The sequence below is a fragment of the Marinobacterium sp. xm-g-59 genome, from assembly GCF_013283315.1.
GTDB lineage: Bacteria > Pseudomonadota > Gammaproteobacteria > Pseudomonadales > Balneatricaceae > Marinobacterium_E.
This window is the reverse complement of the sequence record NZ_WBYR01000001.1, coordinates 450047-469446: the sequence shown is the minus strand read 5'-3', so window position 1 is coordinate 469446 and position 19400 is coordinate 450047. Positions and strand designations below refer to the sequence as shown.

The 19400-nt window shown below is 48.1% G+C and carries 20 protein-coding genes; 11 read left to right on the top strand and 9 right to left on the bottom strand.

The features are described 5' to 3' along the window. The first annotated feature begins 156 nt into the window (after positions 1-156). Positions 157-1626 carry an NAD-dependent succinate-semialdehyde dehydrogenase gene (locus XMG59_RS02225; RefSeq protein ID WP_173481620.1) on the top strand — a complete coding sequence of 490 codons (1470 nt, stop codon included), beginning with the start codon at positions 157-159 and terminating at the stop codon, positions 1624-1626. A gap of 43 nt (positions 1627-1669) precedes the next feature. On the opposite strand, the gene XMG59_RS02220 is transcribed toward XMG59_RS02225, so the two are convergent. Genes XMG59_RS02220 through XMG59_RS02210 form a run of 3 tightly spaced genes read right to left on the bottom strand, consistent with a single transcriptional unit; the run spans position 1670 to position 3900 of the window. After that, positions 1670-2458, bottom strand: a complete 789-nt coding sequence (locus tag XMG59_RS02220) for a class II aldolase/adducin family protein (RefSeq protein ID WP_173483206.1) — start codon at positions 2456-2458, stop codon at positions 1670-1672. A 15-nt stretch (positions 2459-2473) separates the two neighbouring features. Continuing rightward, positions 2474-2959 (bottom strand): MarR family winged helix-turn-helix transcriptional regulator, encoded by a 486-nt coding sequence (locus tag XMG59_RS02215; protein ID WP_173498148.1) that lies wholly within the window; start codon positions 2957-2959, stop codon positions 2474-2476. Then, the gene (locus XMG59_RS02210) at positions 2959-3900 is read right to left on the bottom strand and encodes a TauD/TfdA family dioxygenase (RefSeq protein ID WP_173481617.1); all 942 of its coding nucleotides are present in this window, start codon (positions 3898-3900) and stop codon (positions 2959-2961) included. The genes XMG59_RS02215 and XMG59_RS02210 overlap by 1 nt, the downstream gene beginning before the upstream one ends. A gap of 194 nt (positions 3901-4094) precedes the next feature. Here XMG59_RS02210 and dld point away from each other — a divergent pair, with 194 nt between their 5' ends. Continuing rightward, entirely contained in the window at positions 4095-5816 is a 1722-nt protein-coding gene (dld, locus tag XMG59_RS02205) for a D-lactate dehydrogenase (RefSeq protein ID WP_173481616.1), read from the top strand. Positions 5817-5874: 58 nt separating this feature from the next. On the opposite strand, the gene XMG59_RS02200 is transcribed toward dld, so the two are convergent. Further along, positions 5875-6942, bottom strand: coding sequence for a 3-deoxy-7-phosphoheptulonate synthase (locus XMG59_RS02200; RefSeq protein ID WP_173483204.1), 1068 nt, complete (start codon positions 6940-6942; stop codon positions 5875-5877). A gap of 186 nt (positions 6943-7128) precedes the next feature. Here XMG59_RS02200 and dsbD point away from each other — a divergent pair, with 186 nt between their 5' ends. Together dsbD and XMG59_RS02190 are read left to right on the top strand one after the other, a co-directional pair. Next, positions 7129-8931, top strand: coding sequence for a protein-disulfide reductase DsbD (dsbD, locus tag XMG59_RS02195; protein WP_371743714.1), 1803 nt, complete (start codon positions 7129-7131; stop codon positions 8929-8931). 52 nt (positions 8932-8983) lie between these two features. Further along, on the top strand, positions 8984-9310 hold the full coding sequence (locus tag XMG59_RS02190) for a hypothetical protein (protein ID WP_173481614.1): 327 nt from the start codon (positions 8984-8986) through the stop codon (positions 9308-9310). A 58-nt stretch (positions 9311-9368) separates the two neighbouring features. On the opposite strand, the gene XMG59_RS02185 is transcribed toward XMG59_RS02190, so the two are convergent. From XMG59_RS02185 to XMG59_RS02175, 3 genes are read right to left on the bottom strand one after another with little or no spacing between them, the layout of a single operon-like run. Beyond that, on the bottom strand, positions 9369-9920 hold the full coding sequence (locus XMG59_RS02185; RefSeq protein WP_173483203.1) for a hydrolase: 552 nt from the start codon (positions 9918-9920) through the stop codon (positions 9369-9371). 5 nt (positions 9921-9925) lie between these two features. Then, on the bottom strand, positions 9926-10468 hold the full coding sequence (locus tag XMG59_RS02180; RefSeq protein WP_173481612.1) for a DUF2889 domain-containing protein: 543 nt from the start codon (positions 10466-10468) through the stop codon (positions 9926-9928). A gap of 9 nt (positions 10469-10477) precedes the next feature. After that, the gene (locus XMG59_RS02175) at positions 10478-11296 is read right to left on the bottom strand and encodes a pyruvate, water dikinase regulatory protein (protein ID WP_173498147.1); all 819 of its coding nucleotides are present in this window, start codon (positions 11294-11296) and stop codon (positions 10478-10480) included. Positions 11297-11457: 161 nt separating this feature from the next. On the opposite strand from XMG59_RS02175, the gene ppsA reads away from it, so the two are divergent. From ppsA to rraA, 3 genes are all read left to right on the top strand, one after another. Next, a complete protein-coding gene (gene ppsA / locus XMG59_RS02170) occupies positions 11458-13827 on the top strand; it encodes a phosphoenolpyruvate synthase (RefSeq protein WP_173484298.1) in 2370 nt (789 codons plus the stop codon). A 100-nt stretch (positions 13828-13927) separates the two neighbouring features. Further along, complete coding sequence (locus XMG59_RS12260; protein WP_173498146.1) at positions 13928-14758, top strand: S1-like domain-containing RNA-binding protein; 831 nt, start codon at positions 13928-13930, stop codon at positions 14756-14758. Positions 14759-14777: 19 nt separating this feature from the next. After that, positions 14778-15263, top strand: coding sequence for a ribonuclease E activity regulator RraA (gene rraA / locus XMG59_RS02160; protein ID WP_173481609.1), 486 nt, complete (start codon positions 14778-14780; stop codon positions 15261-15263). 314 nt (positions 15264-15577) lie between these two features. On the opposite strand, the gene XMG59_RS02155 is transcribed toward rraA, so the two are convergent. After that, positions 15578-16204 (bottom strand): lytic transglycosylase domain-containing protein, encoded by a 627-nt coding sequence (locus tag XMG59_RS02155; RefSeq protein ID WP_173498145.1) that lies wholly within the window; start codon positions 16202-16204, stop codon positions 15578-15580. A 23-nt stretch (positions 16205-16227) separates the two neighbouring features. On the opposite strand from XMG59_RS02155, the gene XMG59_RS02150 reads away from it, so the two are divergent. Together XMG59_RS02150 and XMG59_RS02145 are read left to right on the top strand one after the other, a co-directional pair. Next, complete coding sequence (locus XMG59_RS02150) at positions 16228-16875, top strand: HAD-IA family hydrolase (RefSeq protein WP_173481607.1); 648 nt, start codon at positions 16228-16230, stop codon at positions 16873-16875. 1 nt (position 16876) lies between these two features. After that, the gene (locus XMG59_RS02145; protein WP_173483200.1) at positions 16877-17932 is read left to right on the top strand and encodes a S49 family peptidase; all 1056 of its coding nucleotides are present in this window, start codon (positions 16877-16879) and stop codon (positions 17930-17932) included. A gap of 14 nt (positions 17933-17946) precedes the next feature. Here XMG59_RS02145 and XMG59_RS02140 read toward each other — a convergent pair whose 3' ends face one another. Next, the gene (locus tag XMG59_RS02140; protein WP_173481605.1) at positions 17947-18543 is read right to left on the bottom strand and encodes a nucleoside triphosphate pyrophosphatase; all 597 of its coding nucleotides are present in this window, start codon (positions 18541-18543) and stop codon (positions 17947-17949) included. A 130-nt stretch (positions 18544-18673) separates the two neighbouring features. Between XMG59_RS02140 and XMG59_RS02135 the strand changes: the two genes are divergently transcribed. Then, positions 18674-19180 (top strand): YceD family protein, encoded by a 507-nt coding sequence (locus XMG59_RS02135; RefSeq protein ID WP_173481604.1) that lies wholly within the window; start codon positions 18674-18676, stop codon positions 19178-19180. 32 nt (positions 19181-19212) lie between these two features. Next, positions 19213-19392 (top strand): 50S ribosomal protein L32, encoded by a 180-nt coding sequence (gene rpmF, locus XMG59_RS02130; protein WP_173481603.1) that lies wholly within the window; start codon positions 19213-19215, stop codon positions 19390-19392. Positions 19393-19400: the final 8 nt, after the last annotated feature.

The following is a 19400-nucleotide window of genomic DNA, read 5'->3' as shown; positions in this document are numbered from 1 at the left end:
TGACAGGCCTTCAGCCTGTCATCCGCCCTTTCTTCATTCACCACTAAACAAGTGAATTTCACTCCGCAAAACAGCATATAATTGATCCTTTCCATCGGGTTAACGTATTGTTTATATTGAATAACGTTTATAACCAGACCACAGGATCTTTTGATCATGCCACTTCAACTTAGCGACACCTCTCTTCTTATCTCTAAAGCGTTTATTAATGGTCAGTGGGTAGACTCACATTCCGGCGAAACATTCGCCGTGACCAATCCAGCTACTGGAGAGTTACTTGCTGAAGTTCCCGATATGGATGAGGTCGATACTCAACGAGCTATCGACGCGGCCGATGCTGCTTGGGCCGATTGGAAAGCCGTTCCGTGCAAACAGAAAGCTAATCTTATCCGTCGTTGGTTTGATTTGGTCATGGAGAATCAGGAAGATCTAGCGCGTTTGATGACAGCAGAACAGGGTAAGCCTCTTGCAGAAGCGCGTGGTGAGGTCGCTTACGGCGCGAGCTACATCGAGTGGTTCGCTGAAGAGGCCAAGCGTGTTTATGGTGATACCATTCCTGCAGCTACGGGTGATAAGCGTTTAGTTGTTATCAAGCAGCCAGTCGGTGTAGTGGGTGCAATCACTCCTTGGAACTTCCCGAATGCCATGATTGCGCGCAAGATTGCACCAGCGCTAGCAGCGGGATGTCCAGTGGTTGCTAAACCGGCAGAAGATACACCGCTTTCATCTCTCGCACTGGCAGAACTTGCAGCACGAGCAGGTATCCCTACGGGTCTTATCAACATTGTGACAAGCTCGAGAGCTAAAGCGGCTGCCGTAGGCAGTGCGCTTACGAGTTCAGATAAAGTTCGTAAAATTTCCTTCACTGGTTCGACGCAGGTCGGCAAGATTCTAATGAAACAAGCCGCCGACAGCGTCAAAAAAGTCAGTATGGAGCTGGGAGGAAATGCCCCCTTCGTCGTTTTTGATGATGCTGATTTGGATGCGGCTATCGAAGGTGTGATTGCATCTAAGTATCGAAACACTGGCCAAACCTGTGTCTGCGCCAACCGTATTATTGTCCAAAGCGGTATCTATGAGTCATTCCTTCAAAAGCTCGCTGAGCGTGTTTCAGCCTTTAAAGTGGGTAACGGTCTTGAAGTGGACGACGCTGTTCAAGGTCCTCTGATCAACCAAGCTGCGGTCGACAAGGTTGAACGACACATCAAAGACGCGGTAGAGAAGGGGGCTCGGATTGTATTAGGTGGAAAGCCCCATGCACTGGGTGGCACCTTCTTTGAGCCGACCATACTGGCTGACATCACAACCGATATGTGTGTGACTTACGAAGAGACCTTTGGTCCTGTGGCACCTATCTACAAGTTTGAAACAGAAGAGGAGGCCATCGCACTGGCAAATGACACAGAATTCGGCTTGGCAGCCTATTTCTACAGTCGCGATATTGGCCGTGTCTGGCGTGTTGCTGAAGCACTGGATGTTGGGATTGTGGGCATCAATGAAGGGATTATCTCTTCAGAAATGGCACCCTTTGGTGGGGTTAAACAGAGTGGCCAAGGTCGAGAAGGGTCTAAGTACGGTCTGGATGACTACCTAGAGATTAAATACCTCTGTATGGGTGGCATATAATTGATGCCCACTAAAAAGCCCTCTTGTCAGAGGGCTTTTTCTTTTACAGTTTCCAGCTAGGATCTTTCTGATCGATCAAACGGATCAACGCCGGCCACTCAGGGTGTCTAACTTTTGCATTGGCTTGAGCTTCGCCGCCTTCGAACTGATGACGAGTTTTTCGAATGATCTCTTCATCAATTGGGTTCAGGTTGCCTGCTGCCATAGCAGCCAATTGCACCTCTGCATTTCTAATGAAAGCAAAGTGTCTTACAAAGGCCCAGGTACAAGTTGGGCCTGCTGTGAGAAGACCGTGGTTCTTGAGAACAAGCGTGTGGTTGGTTTCACCCATTGCCGCCGCTAGTCGCGGCCCCTCAGAGCCATCCAGAACGATCCCTTCAAAGTCATGATAGCCAGTGCGTTCGAAGAACTGACAACCCTCTTGGGTAACAGGAATTAATGGTGAATCCAGCGCGCACAGTGACTGCGAAACTGGCTCGTGTGTATGTAATATACAGTGCAGATCAGGGCGGGCTTTATGAATCGTTGAGTGAATGGTGTAGCCTGCTTTGTTGACGTTCCACTCACTTTCAGAAAGGGCGTTACCATCAATATCGATCTTAATCAGGTCTGATGCGCGCATTTCATCATAACGAACCCCGAACGGGTTGATTAAAAACTCATCAGTTCCAGGAATACGCAGGCTGATATGGTTGTAGACAATGAATGTCCAGCCAAAGTGATCAACCATTCTGTAGGTCGCTGCGAGTTGAAGGCGGGCTTGCCATTCAGTGTCACTCATTCCTTCAGGTGCATCGGGTAGATCTACCTGAAATCTTGGATCGTTACTCATGTTCTGTCCTTTTATTTATTCGGTGTCGAGCGTTTCAATATTGTTAATCAATTTGTGAAGAGTCCCAACAAATTGAACTAATTCACTCTCATCAATCTCTTTTACGACTCTCTCATGACGATCAAGCACCACGTCCAAGAAGCGTTGATGTAGTGCCCAACCCTTATCACTAAGTGACCAGCGTTTTTGCTTGCCTTTGGGTGTGGCTGTTTCGCCAATAAGCAGGTTTTGTGAGTCCAGTTTAGCCATGGCTCGACTGGCCGCTGCCTTATCTATGCTGATCAGGGAGCAGACTTCAGCAGCCTTTTGGTTTGGCTGATAAGCCAGAGATGCGAGAACCCGCATCTCAACTGAGCCCAAACCAAATTGCGAGAGGTACTGGCTTGATGAGTAGCTTGTCAGCCTATTGGCGATCACAGAGATAAGGTGTTGAAGGTATCGATCATAGTCGAGAACTTCATGCCCCTCTCTGTGTCGAATAATGTCCAATTTATCTGACATTAACTTTCAAACGCAGCCTGAGGTTTTTCGCCCATGACTGTTGTGCGATGCAGTTCACGACGGAACCCATCGTAATCATTAAACGCGCGGTGAAGACAGATGCGGTTGTCCCAAATGGCGACAGTATCCTCTTCCCAGCGTAAACGACAACAGAAGAACTCTTGCGTTGCGTGCTCGTGTAGGAATTTAAGCAGAGGTTCTGACTCGCGGCGCTCCATTCCCTCGATATTGACTGAGTAGACACCATCAACATAGAGTGACACTTGACCAGATTCTGGATGCTTGCGAACCATCGGATGGAAGTTTCCGCGCATCATCGCGTCGATATCAATTTCTAACTCGATATCGGTCATTGAAGTCATATTCTTTGTCTGTTCAACCACTTTTTTCATAGAGCCTATAACGCGGTCAGCAGCCATATGAACCTTTAGCGGCGCTAGCATCTTTTTCATGCCAGCAGACAGGCTCTCATACGCCATCACTGAGTTGTACCAGATGGTATCACCACCATAGGGTGGAATTTCGATGCCGTGAAGTACACTGATTGATGGTGGTCTTTCTAGAAAGGCTGAATCGGTATGGTGACCACCGCCAAAGATGATTTTAGATTTGGTATCAGCCTCTTTGATAACAGGTTGTACATCTGGGAAGCCAGGAAGACCTGTGGTGTAAGCATCGGTACCTAACTCGCCAAAGCGCTTTGTAAACTCCAACTGATCAGCAGGGGAGAGGTTCTGCTTACGCAAGAAGATCATCTTGTGGTGCCAGAGTGCCTCTTTGAGCTCCTCAAAGGCTTCGTCATCAAGATCTTTTAGTTGAACATCCAGCACCTCGGCGCCCATTGATGAAGCCAGTGGTAGTGTTTTGATCTGTTTACCTTGATATGGATGGTTTTTGTAAGGCTGATCGTCATGAATTAGATCGGTATCCATTGAACTCATTGCTTCTCTCCGATGGTGTTATTTATTGTGAAATGAACAATAGATCCAAAAAGTTGATATGTCAACTTTTTGGTTTTTACAGAATGAGGGCAGATAAAAGTGATCTCTTTTATTGTGCATTGCGAAAGCTAAATTTAATTCCCCGCAGGATCCGCTATAATCCGCATCTGATTTCAAGATAGAGGCTTTGAATAATGTCGACTCAGGCACTTATTTCGCAGTTACAAACCATTGTTGGTAAGAAGTACGCAATAACCGAATCTGATCGTGTGGCGCCTTACGCTACCGGTTTTCGTCTGGGTGGTGGTAGTGCATTAGCTGTCGTTCGTCCTGGAACCTTGGTTGAGGTTTGGCACTGTCTGCAAGCCTGTGTCAAAGCAGATGTGATTGTCATTATGCAGGCCGCGAATACCGGTCTGACCGGTGGCTCTACTCCCAATGGTGACGATTACGATCGTCCTATCGTGATTATCAGTACCATGCGCATCGACTCTATTCACTTGATCGATCAAGGTAAGCAGATTGTGGGTCTTGCGGGTTCTACGCTGTTTGGTTTGGAAGATCGCCTACGTCCATACGGTCGTGAGCCTCACTCTGTCATCGGTTCCTCTTGTATCGGTGCGTCTATTGTTGGCGGTATCTGTAACAACTCTGGCGGTGCGCTGGTTCAGCGTGGTCCTGCTTACACTGAGATGTCTATCTTTGCTCAGATCAATGCCGACGGTGAGTTGGAGTTGGTGAACAATCTAGGTATCAACTTGGGTGATACACCTGAGGAGATGCTTGAAAATCTTCAGTACGAGCGATACCGCGCTGATGATGTTCAGTACCCAGATCTGCTGGGTTCCGATAACGAGTACAATGATCGTATTCGTGATATTGATGCTGAGACACCCTCTCGCTACAACAATGATGGTCGTCGTCTGCACGAAGCGTCTGGTTGTGCAGGTAAATTGGCTGTCTTTGCTGTGCGTATGGATACCTTCGAGATTCCAAAGAAACAGCAGGTGTTCTACGTTGGCACTAATGACCCTGCGGTTATGGAGCAGATGCGTCGCGATATCTTGTCGACCTTTAAGAACCTGCCTATCGCCGGTGAGTACATTCACCGTACCTGTTATGACGTCTCTAAGAAGTACGGTAAAGATTCGTTCATCGTGATCGATAAACTCGGTGCTTCCTACATGCCTAAGATGTTCGCGATTAAACGCACCGTTGATCGTTGGACCAATAAGCTAGGCTTTTTACCGAAAAACTTCTCGGACAAGATGCTGCAGTGGATGAGCTACCTATGGCCCAATCATCTGCCGGCTAGCATGGAAGAGTATCGTGATCGCTTTGAACACCACTGGATTCTCGAGACGGGGAATGAGTGTGTTGATGAGATGCGCGCTTACCTTAATGAGTTCTTTAAAACGAACGAGGGTGAGTATTTCGAGTGTACTGAGCGCGAAGCTGAGCAGGCGATTCTGCACCGTTTTGTCGCCGGTGGTGCGATTGGACGTAACAAGATTATGGAAGGCGATAAGCTAGGTGCGGTCATGACCATCGATGTGGCCTTTCCACGTAATGAACGTGATTGGTTTGAAACGCTGCCACAAGAGCTGGCGGATCAAATTGCCGTTAAGGTCTACTATGGTCACTTTTTCTGCCACGTCATGCACCAGAACTACATCATGAAGCCAGGTGTTGATGCCAAAGCGGTTAAGAATCAGATTTTAGATACCTTTGATGCGCGTGGTGCTGAATACCCAGCGGAACATAACGTTGGTCATGAATACGCTGCGAAAGAGGCTCTGAAAGAGTTCTACCGCAGTCTGGATCCAACCAATGGATTCAATGCAGGTATTGGTCAAACCAGTAAATTGAAGTACTGGGGTGAGTCATCCTGTGGTTGTGGCAGTGATCATCACTGATCCGCTGAAATGAAAAAGGGAAGCTTAATGGCTTCCCTTTTTTGTATCCGATCGATGCTTATCGAGTTTTTAGAATCTCAGCAAGCTGATCATTCATCTCAATCAGTGAGCTTTCGGTCGTCTCCCAGTTGATACAGGCATCCGTCACCGAGACACCGTATTTCAATTCACTGAGATCTGAAGGGATCGACTGGTTGCCCTCATTAATGTGCGACTCGATCATTAGACCGATGATCGAGCGGTTACCCTGAACGATCTGATGCATTGCATCCTTAGCCACTAGCGGCTGGCGGTTGTGATCTTTGTTTGAGTTAGCATGGCTACAGTCGATCATAATGTTCTGTGGCAGCTTCGCTTTCTCTAACGCTTGCTCTGTTAGATTGACGCTGACGGTGTCGTAGTTGGCACGTCCCGCACCACCACGAAGTACGACATGACTGTATTGGTTACCACGAGTACGGACAATGGATACCTGACCTTCTGAGTTGATTCCCAAGAAACTGTGAGGGTGGCTGACAGATTGCATCGCATTAATAGCAACATCTAAGCTTCCGTCGGTCCCGTTTTTAAAGCCAACGGCGCCAGATAGGCCTGAGGACATTTCACGGTGGGTTTGCGATTCAGTGGTACGCGCACCAATGGCTGACCAAGTAATAAGATCCTGCATGTACTGTGGTGAGATTGGATCCAATGCTTCAGTCGCCAGAGGAAGGCCCATCTCAGCTAGATCAAGCAGTAACTTACGACCAATGCGAAGACCCTCTTCAATCTCAAAGCTGTCGTTCATATGAGGATCGTTGATCAACCCTTTCCAACCGACGGTGGTACGTGGTTTTTCAAAGTAGACTCGCATCACTAGGTAGAGTGAATCTTTTACTTGCTCTTGCAGCTTCAACAGGCGACGACCATATTCGATCGCGGCTTCTGGATCGTGAATAGAGCAAGGGCCTACCACGATGAACAGGCGCTTATCTTCGCGCTTAAGAATCTGTTTGATGGTGTTGCGGCCGGCCATCACGCTCGCGGCAGCTTTATCAGACAGAGGTAACTCTTTTTTAAGCTGGTTGGGGGTGACCAGTGGGTCATTTGATTCGACGTTTAAATCGTCAATACGAGTATCGGTCATGGGTTAAATCCGAATAATCCTTTGAAAGAAGAGCGTTTGTAACACAGTCATTGGTCAGGTTTAAGGGCTCTGTCAGTATAAAATACGAATTTTAGTGATCTATGACCGACAAAACGGAATAATAGCTCTAACTGTGTAATTTAAATCTTCGTTATTGCGATAGATAAGTTTTAATGCGAGGACTTTGTGCGTTCTATCAAATTCACACTCAGCCTGTTAATGGCATTCATATTGTCACTGTCAGGCGCTAACGCGTCTCTGTTTGGTGGTAACAGTGATGAGCCTTTAGAGGTTGAACAGGCGTTTAAATTCAGTGCTCAGCAACTGGATGCTAACCGCTTTCTATTGGCATGGGATATTGAGCCTCGTTACTACCTCTACCAAGATCGAATCGAGTTAACCCTTCCAGAAGGGGTTAGCCAAGTTAGCCGTACGGATTCAGCGACTGATACTAAAGAGGATCCTGTCTTTGGTGTTGTAGAGGTCTTTCATGATCGCGCTGAGGTAACCGTCGAGCTGGCGCGTCAAACCGCTGCATCGGCTGACGGTCAATTTGATGTGAGCTACCAAGGTTGCTGGGAAGGGGGGATCTGTTATCCACCAGTGACTGGTGAGGTAATCTTTACCGGCCTAGCGGAAGCTTCACAGGCTGCAAAAACGGCTCCTGCTGACGCAATCACGACTGAGATTGTCAGTGAGCAAGATCAGTTCTTACAAACCCTATCAGGTAACTCTACTTGGACTTTGATTGGAGTCTTCTTTTTAGCGGGTTTGGCTCTGTCGTTGACTCCCTGTGTATTCCCGATGATTCCCATTCTGTCTGGCATTATTGCCGGTCATGGTCACAACACTAATGCCAAGCATGGTTTAGCCTTGTCGATCATCTATGTGCTGGCTATGGCGGTGACCTACACAATCGCTGGGGTGCTGGCAGGACTGTTTGGAGCGAATCTGCAAGCAGCACTTCAGGCTCCTGCCGTAATTGCTGTATTCAGTCTTCTGTTTGTTCTGTTAGCAGGCTCTATGTTTGGCTTTTACGAGCTGCAGATGCCGTCCTCTGTTCAAACCTGGTTGAGTCGCAATTCTGATAAACAGAAAGGTGGCAGTTATGTTGGTGTGGCTGTTATGGGCTTCCTCTCTGCACTGATTGTGGGTCCCTGTATGGCTGCTCCGTTGGCGGGCGCTTTGATCTATATTGGTCAAACGGGTGATCCTGTTATTGGCGGGTTAGCACTATTCTCACTGTCGATTGGTATGGGTATTCCTCAGATATTGATCGGCACCTCTGCAGCCAAGTACATGCCACGTGCGGGTCTTTGGATGGAGAGTGTCAAAGCCGGTTTTGGTGTCGTTCTTCTTTTGATGGCGGTTTGGATGTTAGATCGCATCGTGCCGGTTGAGGTGACGATGGGGTTAGTCGCGTTGATCCTTATCATCACCTCTGTCTTTATGGGGGTCTTTGAAAGTCACGCCTCGGAAGTTCATGGTGTTAAGAAGATCGCCAAAGGGGTAGGGGTTATCCTGCTCGTTTACGGTGCCTCTTTAACCCTAGGGCTTCTGTCCGGTGGTAAGAGTTTGATCTACCCATTGAAAGGCCTCGTATCGACAAGTGAAGCCACGACTGCAGCGAAGATTGAGTTTGTAACCGTGACCAATCCAACCGATTTAGACGCTCAATTGAGCCTGGCTAAATCGAGAGGACAGGCTGTTTTACTGGATTACTACGCGGATTGGTGTGTCTCCTGTAAGGAGCTGGATTACGTCACTTTCGCTGACTCAGCCGTTCAGAACAGGATGGCGCAAATGTTGCTGGTAAAAGTAGATGTGACGGCTAATGATGAAGCGTCGAAGCAGCTTACAAAGCGCTATGAAGTACTTGGTCCGCCAACGCTTATCTTTTATGATGGACTTGGTCAGTATCGAAAAGAGTTAACTCTGGTGGGTGTACCCTCGCCAGAACAGTTTTTACAAATGAGCAATCAACTTTAAGCAATAACTGAGCTTAGGCAAGCCAATTGTCCTGCTCTTTGGAGTGATGAAAATGAAAAAAAGTACTCTGTTTGCAGCCCTTCTGTTGACCCCTGTCGTAGCACTTGCTGCCGACGCGGATAACGGCAAGGAGCTTTATGATGAAACCTATTTTGAGCGAGAGATTAACGGCGAAATGCGTGATGATGTGACCTGCGCAACCTGTCACGAACCTGCCTTTTACACTCGTTCAGACCGTATGGCTTCCAGCTATAAAAATCTTGAACAGGCCTGGGTTCAGGGCTGTAACGACAAGATGAATGTCGGCTGGTTCCCGGAAGAGGTTGCCGATGTTACGGCTTACCTCAACAAGACCTACTACAAGTTCCCACAAGAGTAGTCATTAATTTTAGTTGCTAAAGAGCCAGCAAATAGCTGGCTCTTCTGTTTCTAGCTATCTATCGAATGAACTCTCTACTGATCTCTTTAAACTTAGGATGATCGGCACGCTTTAACCACTCAAACATCACCATCTCTTTTGAAACCAGGGTCACTTGGTTTTGTTGAATTCGCTTAAGAGCCAGCACTTTATCCTCGGCCTTTCGTGAACTGACAGCGTCTTCGACCACAAAAACCTGAAATCCCATTTCACTAAGTTCTAAGACTGTTTGAAGAACACAGACATGTGTCTCCATGCCTGCAATGATGATCTGTTTGCGCTCCCACTGATTCAACGCGGTTTTTATCTGTGGTTCACTTACGCATGAAAAGCTCTGTTTTTCGAACCGCTCAGCCTTACCTTCAAGAAGCGATAGTAGCGACTCTTCAGTGGCTCCAAGACCTTGTGGATACTGTTCAGAGTAGGCGATGGGTATCTCAAGAAGTTGCGCCACCTCAACCAGTGCGACGGTATTAGCGAGGGTCTGTTCTGGTGATTGCACAGCCGGTAGCAACCTCCCCTGAACATCAATTACGAATAGCGTGCAGTTATCTCTGTCGATCAGTGCCATACTGGTTAACCTTTATAGAGTTCGGGCCAATATTGTTCGACGACAGGCGAGTCTTCAGCGTAGGTGTGGCAGCTGTTGAGTTGCGCGGAAACCGGTGATTCAGCCGTGCTTTTTGCTAATCGATGGCGCTCTTGAAAGGTGACTTGTATGGCCGTTGTCGCTACTGGACCTAATAGCTCAACCAGGTGTGTACAGCCTTGAATGCCGCCAAACAGATCTCTCACCTTTTTGGTAAAGCCGGGTCTAATCGACTCTCCCTCTAACTGTTTATATACCGGTGCGATACCTGGACACATTGTGTAGGGGGTGGCATCCATCGTGGTTTCAACGGCGTGTATGTTCAGATCAAGATCAACAGTCAGGCGGATCGCCATATCGTGCAGTGGGTCGCCCGCTTTTAAGATAAATTCACTTAATGGCATCTCATCAGCTTTGGTATCGACGAGATGGCCTTCAATATCCCAAAGCCCATCTTCACGCTGATAGCCAGTGCAGGTGACCTGTCGTGTATGGCGATGCGTCCTCGCAGCCGGTGTGGGTAGTGGCATGATAGGCTCCTAAACAATGCGTCGATTGAGATTAGCATCGGCCATGATGCGTGTACTGATCTCTTCAATCGAGAAGTTGGTGGTATTGATCGATTGCATATTGTTCTGGCGGAAATAGCGCTCAGCCGTGCGAGTCTCAAGATCGCATTGGTCGAGTGACGAGTATCGGCTGTTTGGGCGTCTCTCATTACGAATCGCGGCAAGCTGGAACGGATCGATGGTCAATCCATACAGCTTTTCACGGTGCTGCTTAAGAATATCGGGTAGATCTTCACCGCCCATATCCTCTTCGGTCAGTGGGTAGTTGGCGGCGCGAATACCGTACTGCAGTGCCATGTAGAGGCAGGTGGGTGTTTTACCGCAACGGGAGACACCTACTAGGATAATGTCAGCCTCTTTGTACTGCTGAGTTCTGGCGCCGTCATCGTTATCCAACGCAAAGTTAACCGAATCGATACGGGCCTTGTAGCGATCAATTTGGTTAATCGCGTGTGATTTACCAACCGTGTAGGTCGATGCGGTATCGAGCTCGGATTCAAGCGGTTTTAAAAAGGTCGAGAAGATGTCGATGTTGTAGGACTCAGCATCAGCGATCATTGCGCGGTACTCTGCATTAACAAAGGTATCGAACACAATTGGACGATGTCCGTCTTTTTTGCCTGTTTCGTTAATGCGTTGAATAACGGCTTCGACCTTTTCGGGTGTATCGATGTAGGGAAGGGTGATCTCTTCAAACTCTACCGACTCAAATTGGCTAAGCAGACTGTTACCAAGAACTTCAGCTGTGATGCCGGTTCCGTCCGATATAAAGAAAGCGGTGCGCTTCATTTTGGATACTCAATTCGACTAAATTCAATGCCCTATACTAGAGTTTTTGTAGCGAAATTACATTTTTAAAAGGGGGTTTTATTTCTCTTTTCTTCCTCTAGTATGGCGTGTATTGGGTAGTAAATACTCAGTTTAACGACCAAAGTTTAGGAGATAGTGCTTTGACAGAATACGTGATTCGTCTTGATCAGGCGCGCATGACCGATGTGGAAAAAGTAGGTGGTAAGAATGCCTCTCTTGGTGAAATGATCAGTCAATTGAGTGAAGCCGGTGTGCGTGTACCGGGTGGCTTTGCCACGACTGCCGAAGCGTATCGAGAGTTCCTAGCCTATGGTGGTTTGGCGGATCGTATTAATGCACGTCTTGATGAGCTGGATGCAGATGATACGCGTGCATTGGCGGAAACTGGCGGTCAGATTCGTCAGTGGATTATGGATGCGGATTTTCAACCTGAATTGGATGCTGCGATCGAAACAGCTTACGCAGAGATGTTGGATGGCCAAGCTGAGATCAGTGTCGCAGTGCGCTCATCGGCGACTGCAGAAGATTTGCCAGATGCCTCTTTTGCTGGCCAGCAAGAGACCTTCCTAAATATTAAAGGCCTAGATAATGTTAAACACGCGATCAAAGAGGTGTTTGCTTCCCTATATAACGATCGCGCCATCTCTTACCGAGTTCACAAAGGATTTACTCACGCTGAAGTAGCGCTATCTGCGGGTATTCAACGCATGGTTCGCAGTGAGACCGGCGCATCGGGCGTTCTCTTCTCATTGGACACAGAATCAGGTTTCCAGCACGTTGTCTTCATCACCGCCGCGTACGGTTTGGGCGAAACCGTTGTTCAGGGCGCAGTTAACCCTGATGAGTTCTACGTCTACAAACCCACTCTAAAGCAGAACGCTCCTGCGATTCTTCGTCGTACCATGGGCTCTAAAGCGATCAAGATGATCTACACGGATGAGCACAGTGCGGGTAAGGCGGTAGAGACGGTCGATGTCTCTTATGCGGATCGCAACCGTTTCTGTGTGACGGATGAAGAGGTAGAAGAGTTGGCGCGCATTGCCGTCATCATTGAGAACCACTACGGCCGTCCAATGGATGTCGAGTGGGCTCGTGATGGGGATGATGGTCAGCTTTACATCGTTCAGGCTCGTCCAGAAACGGTTCGCAGTCAGACACAAAAAACCGTGATCGAACGCTACCTGATGAAAGAGAAGGGTCAGGTCCTCGTTGAAGGTCGTTCGATTGGTCACCGAATTGGCGCCGGTGTTGTTCGTCTTGTTAAGTCACTTGATGAGATGCACACCGTTCAGGATGGTGATGTGTTGGTAACGGATATGACCGACCCAGATTGGGAGCCGGTTATGAAACGTGCATCAGCGATCGTAACGAACCGTGGTGGTCGTACCTGTCACGCGGCGATCATTGCACGTGAGTTAGGTATTCCTGCTATCGTGGGCTGTGGTGATGCAACCTCTGCACTGACTGACGGCCAAGAGGTGACTGTTAGCTGTGCAGAAGGTGATACAGGCTACGTCTACGCGGGTTGTCTAGACTTTGAACACACTACAAACAATGTTGAACAGATGCCATCGCTGCCGTTCGACATTATGATGAACGTGGGTAACCCAGACCGTGCCTTTGACTTCCAATCACTGCCGAATGCTGGTGTTGGTCTGGCGCGTTTAGAGTTCATTATCAACCGAATGATTGGTGTTCACCCGAAAGCGTTGATTAATCTAGAGGAGCAACCACGTGATGTGCGTCAGGTTATTGAACGCCGCATCGCAGGTTACAAATCGCCTGTTGATTTCTACGTTGATAAATTGACTGAGGGTATCTCAACGCTTGCGGCCGCTTTCTACCCTAAGAAAGTGATCGTTCGTATGTCGGACTTCAAATCTAATGAGTACGGTCACCTGATCGGTGGTCAATCGTTCGAACCGCATGAAGAGAACCCAATGCTAGGTTTCCGTGGTGCTGCTCGCTACATCTCTGAAGACTTCCGTGACTGTTTTGAGCTGGAGTGTCGTGCATTGAAACGTGTCCGTGATGAGATGCGTCTAACCAATGTTGAGATCATGGTGCCGTTCGTACGCACACCAGGCGAGGCAAAACAGGTCGTAGATCTGTTGGCGGAGAATGGGCTTCAGCGCGGACAGAACGGTCTTAAGTTGATCATGATGTGTGAAATCCCATCCAACGCACTACTCGCTGACCAGTTCCTTGAGTACTTTGACGGCTTCTCAATTGGTTCGAACGACCTGACTCAGCTGACACTCGGCTTGGACCGTGATTCGGGCCTTATTGCGCATCTGTTCGATGAGCGAAACGAAGCGGTTAAGCGTCTTCTTGAGATGGCGATTACCGCCTGTAAGGCGCAGGGTAAATATGTGGGTATCTGTGGACAAGGACCTTCGGACCACCCTGATCTTGCCCGTTGGTTGATGCAGCAGGGTATCGACAGTGTGTCACTCAACCCTGATTCAGTCATGGATACCTGGTTCTACTTGGCGAATGACAAAGCCTAAAAGAGGCTAAATCCTTAAAAACGGTCAGGATTCACTCCCTGGCCGTTTTTCGTTCTGGCCTAACCGGTTATCATAGGGTTTTTAATATTGGGAGAGAGGCGTGTTTGAACTCGGTAAGCGCAATCAATTAACGGTGTTGCGAGAGAGTCCATACGGTGTCTATTTAGAGACAGGTGATGGTGGCGGCATACTGCTCCCTCGAGGTGAAGTGCCTGAAGGTACTAAGCCTGGCGATAAGCTGCGTGTGTTTGTCTACCTTGACTCCCAAGATCAAGAGATCGCGACCTTGGCGCATCCCAAAGCGGAAGTGGGTCAATTCGCTCGACTGCGTGTTAAAGAGACCACGCCGATAGGTGCTTTCCTGGATTGGGGACTATCTAAAGATCTGCTGCTGCCTTTCTCAGAGCAGCAGCGTGATGTGACGGAAGGTCTGTGGGTGAATGTCTTCATCTACATTGATAACTCGAACCGTATCGCGGCCTCAATGAAAACGGATCGTTATCTTGAGTCCAACCCAACCGACCTAAACAAAGAGATGCTGGTTGAAATGCTGCCCTGGCGTATGACTGACTTAGGCATGCTCTGCATCATCAATGATCGCTATGAAGGCCTTATCCATCGTCAAGACCTCACTCAGCATTTGAAATTGGGTCAGCGTCTGACGGGCTATGTTAAGCAGGTTCGTGAGGATGGACAGATTGACCTTATGCTGACGCCACCTGGTTATAAACGAGTCGGGTCTGTTGCCGATAAGCTGTTGGCTGAGTTGGAGGCGAACAGCGGCTTCTGTCCACTGGGTGATAAGAGTCCGCCTGAAGCGATTAATGCCCGTTTTGGTTGCAGTAAAAAAGCCTACAAAATGGCGATTGGTCAGCTGTTGAAAGAGGGCAAGATCCAAATTGAAGCGGATGGCCTTCGTCTAAAATCTTAAAATCTATCAGGAGAAATCGATGGAAGATCTACTACCCGAACTGTGCGATCGCTATGAAGATGATGTGCGCATTCTTGAACCGATGTTTGGTAACTTTGGCGGTCGTGAACGCTTTAGCGGAAAGATCGTGACGATCAAAGCGTTTGAAGATAACTCCTTGGTTCGTGAACAAGTTGCGCTACCTGGTGAAGGTCGAGTGCTGGTAGTTGATAGCGGTGGCTCTATGCGTCGCGCGATGTTGGGTGACATGCTGGCTGAGAAAGCAGTCAAGAATGGCTGGTCGGGTATTGTTATCTACGGCTGTATCCGTGACGTGAATGCCATTGGTGATCTTGACCTAGGTGTTCAAGCGTTGGGCTGCCACCCGTTGAAGACCGAGAAAAAAGGGGCGGGGGAATTAAATGTCACGCTTCGTTTTGGCGGTGTTGATTTCATTCCGGGTGAATATCTCTACGCTGATAACAACGGTCTGCTGGTTAGCGAAAAAGAGTTAACGATTGATTGAAAATTGACCAGCATAGGTCTATTATCCACAGCCCGTTCTTAGTTGAGCGGCTGTAATTTTTTCTATTTTATAAGTTGTTGTTTTTAAACAGATTTAAAATTTTTTCAAAAAAAGTTACAGATTCACGGAACTAAAAGACTTCACAGAGGGTCTACTGTTCTACAAGCAGGGCATTTTTTAAGCCCTATTTGGTAAATCACCAGCTTGAAAGCCTCTAAATGAGCAGTTATTACTGCTGACCGCAGCCTGGAACTCCCCCTTTATCCGGCCTGCGGTTTTTTATTGCCTAAATTTTAGCTAAGCCTAAATGCTTTCTAGAGTGCTTTGTCGTAGCGTGCTTTAAGAATCATTACACGTTCGATGTAGCGCTCTGTCTCGGGATAGGGTGGTATGCCTTGGTAACGTTTTACAGCCGTTGGCCCTGCGTTGTAGGCTGCTAGGGCCAATTTTGTGTCACCAAACTGCTCTAGCTGCTCTTTTAGGTATTGGCTCCCGGCAAAGATGTTCGCGCTAGGATCCTGTCGGTTCTCGACACCTAGGGAGAGTGCTGTCTTTTTCATTAGCTGCATCAAACCCATTGCCCCTTGTGAAGAGAGCGCGTTGCTTTTGAATGCCGACTCCGCATGAATCACGGCGCGAATAAGAGATTCGTCAACCTTGACTTGGTTGGCGGTGATTTGTGTAATGCTGCGAAAGTCTCGAGTGTTTAGAGGCACAGTGTGCCAATCGATTGATGGGTTTGACCGGCAGGCATAACAGTCAAATTTGAGTATTTCATAATGAGTGGTCTGTTTAGGGCGTCGATCGCTGAACGAGAGCACGCCTGACTCGTTGCGAAATTTATAGATGGTCTGCGAACTCTCACTTTTCGCAGAGGTGCTGTAGACTGAGCTGACTATCAGCAGTGTCGACAGCAGTGTTAGACGCTTGTTTAAATACATAATGCTCAAACTTTGAGGTTTACGTGAAGTATAGGCTACTTATTTTCGATTGGGATGGAACTTTAATCGATTCTCAAGCGCGTATCGTATCCAGTTTTCAGGGCGCTACGCGTGAGCTAGGTCTAAGAATCCCCAGTGATGAGTCAGTGCGAGATATTATTGGCCTTGGCTTGCCAGAGGCTATTCTTAAAGTCATGCCTGAATGTGATGCCGCAACGCGAGAGCTCATTCGGCAGGGTTACAGTAAACACTATCTAGAGGTTGATCAGACACCCACGGCGCTATTTGACGGTGCATTTGATGGACTGGGGCTACTCAAACAGCATGGCTATCGACTCTCGGTCGCGACTGGAAAAAGCCGCCGTGGTTTGGATCGCGTCCTGTCTGATACAGAGTTGGCGGGCCATTTTGAACTGACCAAGTGTGCTGATGAGACGGCATCCAAGCCAGATCCTTTGATGCTGCATGAGATCCTAGAAGAGACAGGTTTGGATGCTAGCGAAGTCCTTATGATTGGTGACACCAGTTATGATTTGGAGATGGCGCGCAGTGCGGGTATTGATCGAGTGGCTATGAGCTATGGGGTGCATGAGGTGGATGATCTGCATGCCTTTGAACCGTTGCAGGTGTTTGATCATTTTAATGAGTTAGTGGATTGGTTAAGGAGTTAATGTGGAACACAATCCTTGGGGTGAAAAGCCTAGTGATTCAAAAGAGAGTATTGAGCAGGCTAGTGGAACGGTTGTGCAAACTAATGAGAAGAGTGATCAGCCTGCTGTAGACAGTACCGATTCAAAAAGCTGGCGCTTGCTTGAAAAGCTGGTTGATAACGTCAACCGTGAGCAGCGCCGATCTCGCCGTTGGGGCATCTTCTTCAAGTCTCTGACCTTTATCTATCTGTTTGGTATCGCAGGCTTTTTTCTGTGGAGTGAGAAGTTCGCCTCCATTGAGGAGATCTCTAAGCCACATGTGGCAGTGGTTCAAGTGCGTGGCGTTATTTCAGACAGCAGCGAAGCCAGTGCTGATCTGTTGATCACCTCTCTGCGCGATGCGTTTGAGGCATCTGACAGTCTCGGTGTTATTGTGCGTATTAACAGCCCGGGTGGTAGTCCTGTTCAAGCCGGTTACGTCTATGATGAGATTGTTCGACTCCGTGCACTCTATCCTGATAAGGCGGTGATGGCCGTTATTACCGATATTGGCGCCAGTGGCGGTTATTACCTAGCCAGTGCCGCGGACGCTATCTATGCGGATAAAGCCAGCCTGGTAGGTTCAATTGGGGTCATTTCAAGTGGATTTGGTTTTGTCGATTTGATGGAGAAGCTAGGGGTTGAACGCCGTGCTCTTACCGCAGGCGACAGCAAAGCACTGCTAGACCCTTTCCAGCCGCTCTCGGATCAACAGAAGCGCTTTTGGCAATCTGTGTTGGATACTACTCACCAACAGTTTATTGACGCTGTGAAGCAGGGTAGGGGTGATCGTCTTGCTGATAACCCTGAGCTGTTCTCTGGACTAATCTGGACAGGTGAACAGGCCGTTGAATTGGGTTTGGTTGATGGGTTAGGCAGTGCTAGCTCTGTTGCTCGCGAACAGTTTAATACCGATCATCTAATTGATTACAGCTACCGTCCAAACGCGGTTGAACGCTTGGCAGAGCGTCTAGGTGTTGGGGTGGCCAGTCAGGTTATGAACACTCTCGGTATAACGAGCTCTATCCAGTTCAAATAGATCGCTAATAGCGTCTATTTTAGAAGCGGGTTGATGCCCGCTTCTAGTAATAGATGGTTTAACCCAATCAGTGGCAGGCCAATTAGAGTATTAGGGTCTCTGCTCTCAATCGACTCAAACAGTGTGATACCTAACCCCTCGCATTTAAAACTGCCTGCGCAGTCCAGCGGTTGCTCGCGATCAATGTAAGCTGTGATCTCTGCGTCTGACAGTTCTCTAAAGGTCACGACAACCTCTTCTAGATACTCTCTAGTCTCCTCAGTTTGGCTGTTGAAAAGCGCCAAAGAGGTTAGAAAGCTGACACGCCGACCGCTGCACAAAGAGAGCTGGGTAATCGCTCTCTCTTTGGTTAAAGGTTTGCCAAGAATCAGCTGGTCAAGCGTAGCCAGTTGATCAGACCCTATAATCCAGTGTGCAGGGAACTCTTTAGCTAACGCCTTGGCTTTCAGTTGGGCTAAACGAGCCGCACAAGCCTCTGGAGACTCACCGGCTATTGGCGTCTCATCGATGTCGGGAGAGGCGTGTTCAAACTCATTTAAAATGCGAGACAGTAGTTCGCGGCGATATTTTGAGCTTGAGGCTAAAACGATCGGTAATTGGTGGCTTTTCATCGATATTCCGCTGCGATTTTGTGCAGATTGGGCTTTTGTTAGCTAAAGAGGCTCTAACCTAACAAATATCCTCAATTAATGGCATATATTCCTTTACAGTTGGGCTTCAGATCCCTAGAATTGCGCGCTTATGTCGAACGGCCCTCTTCCGAAAAAAGTCGACCCTCGGAAACTTGCCGAGCGGGAAGCAGTTTTAACAGGCACTATTGCACTGCAATCTATGCCTCAGCTCTGCTCCTTGCTGGTCAGTCCCTGTGGTGATGTCAATGTAGAACTGGCTTTTGCCCTTGATGAGCAGAAGCTAAGAACTGTGACCGGACAAGCGAACGTTGAAGTTCAGCAACAGTGTCAACGTTGCTTGGAGCCAGTGACATTGCAATTGGAAGCAGAGTTCAGTTTAGCCGTTGTGTTAAACGAAGAGCAGGCCAAGAATTTGCCCCGTTACTATGATCCTCTACTGTTAGAGGATGATGTAAATCTTGCAGATTTGGTCGGAGAAGAGTTGATACTGAGTTTACCAGCCGTCTGTTATCATGATGACTGTTCAGTAAAAATGTCCTTCGGCGAAGATGAGATACCTGCGGAGCAGATTGAAAAACCGAATCCATTTAGTGTGCTAGCGAGCCTTAAGAAGTAGCGCTAGTAAAGTAAGATCCAGGAGTAAAAACCATGGCAGTACAGCAGAACAAAAAGTCTCGTTCACGTCGCGATATGCGCCGTTCACACGATGCACTTAGCAACCCAACTCTTTCAGTTGAACAGACTACTGGTGAGACTCACCGTCGTCACCACATGACAGCTGACGGTTTCTACCGCGGTCGTCAGGTTGTTGCAAAAGGCGACGAGTAAGTCTTAGC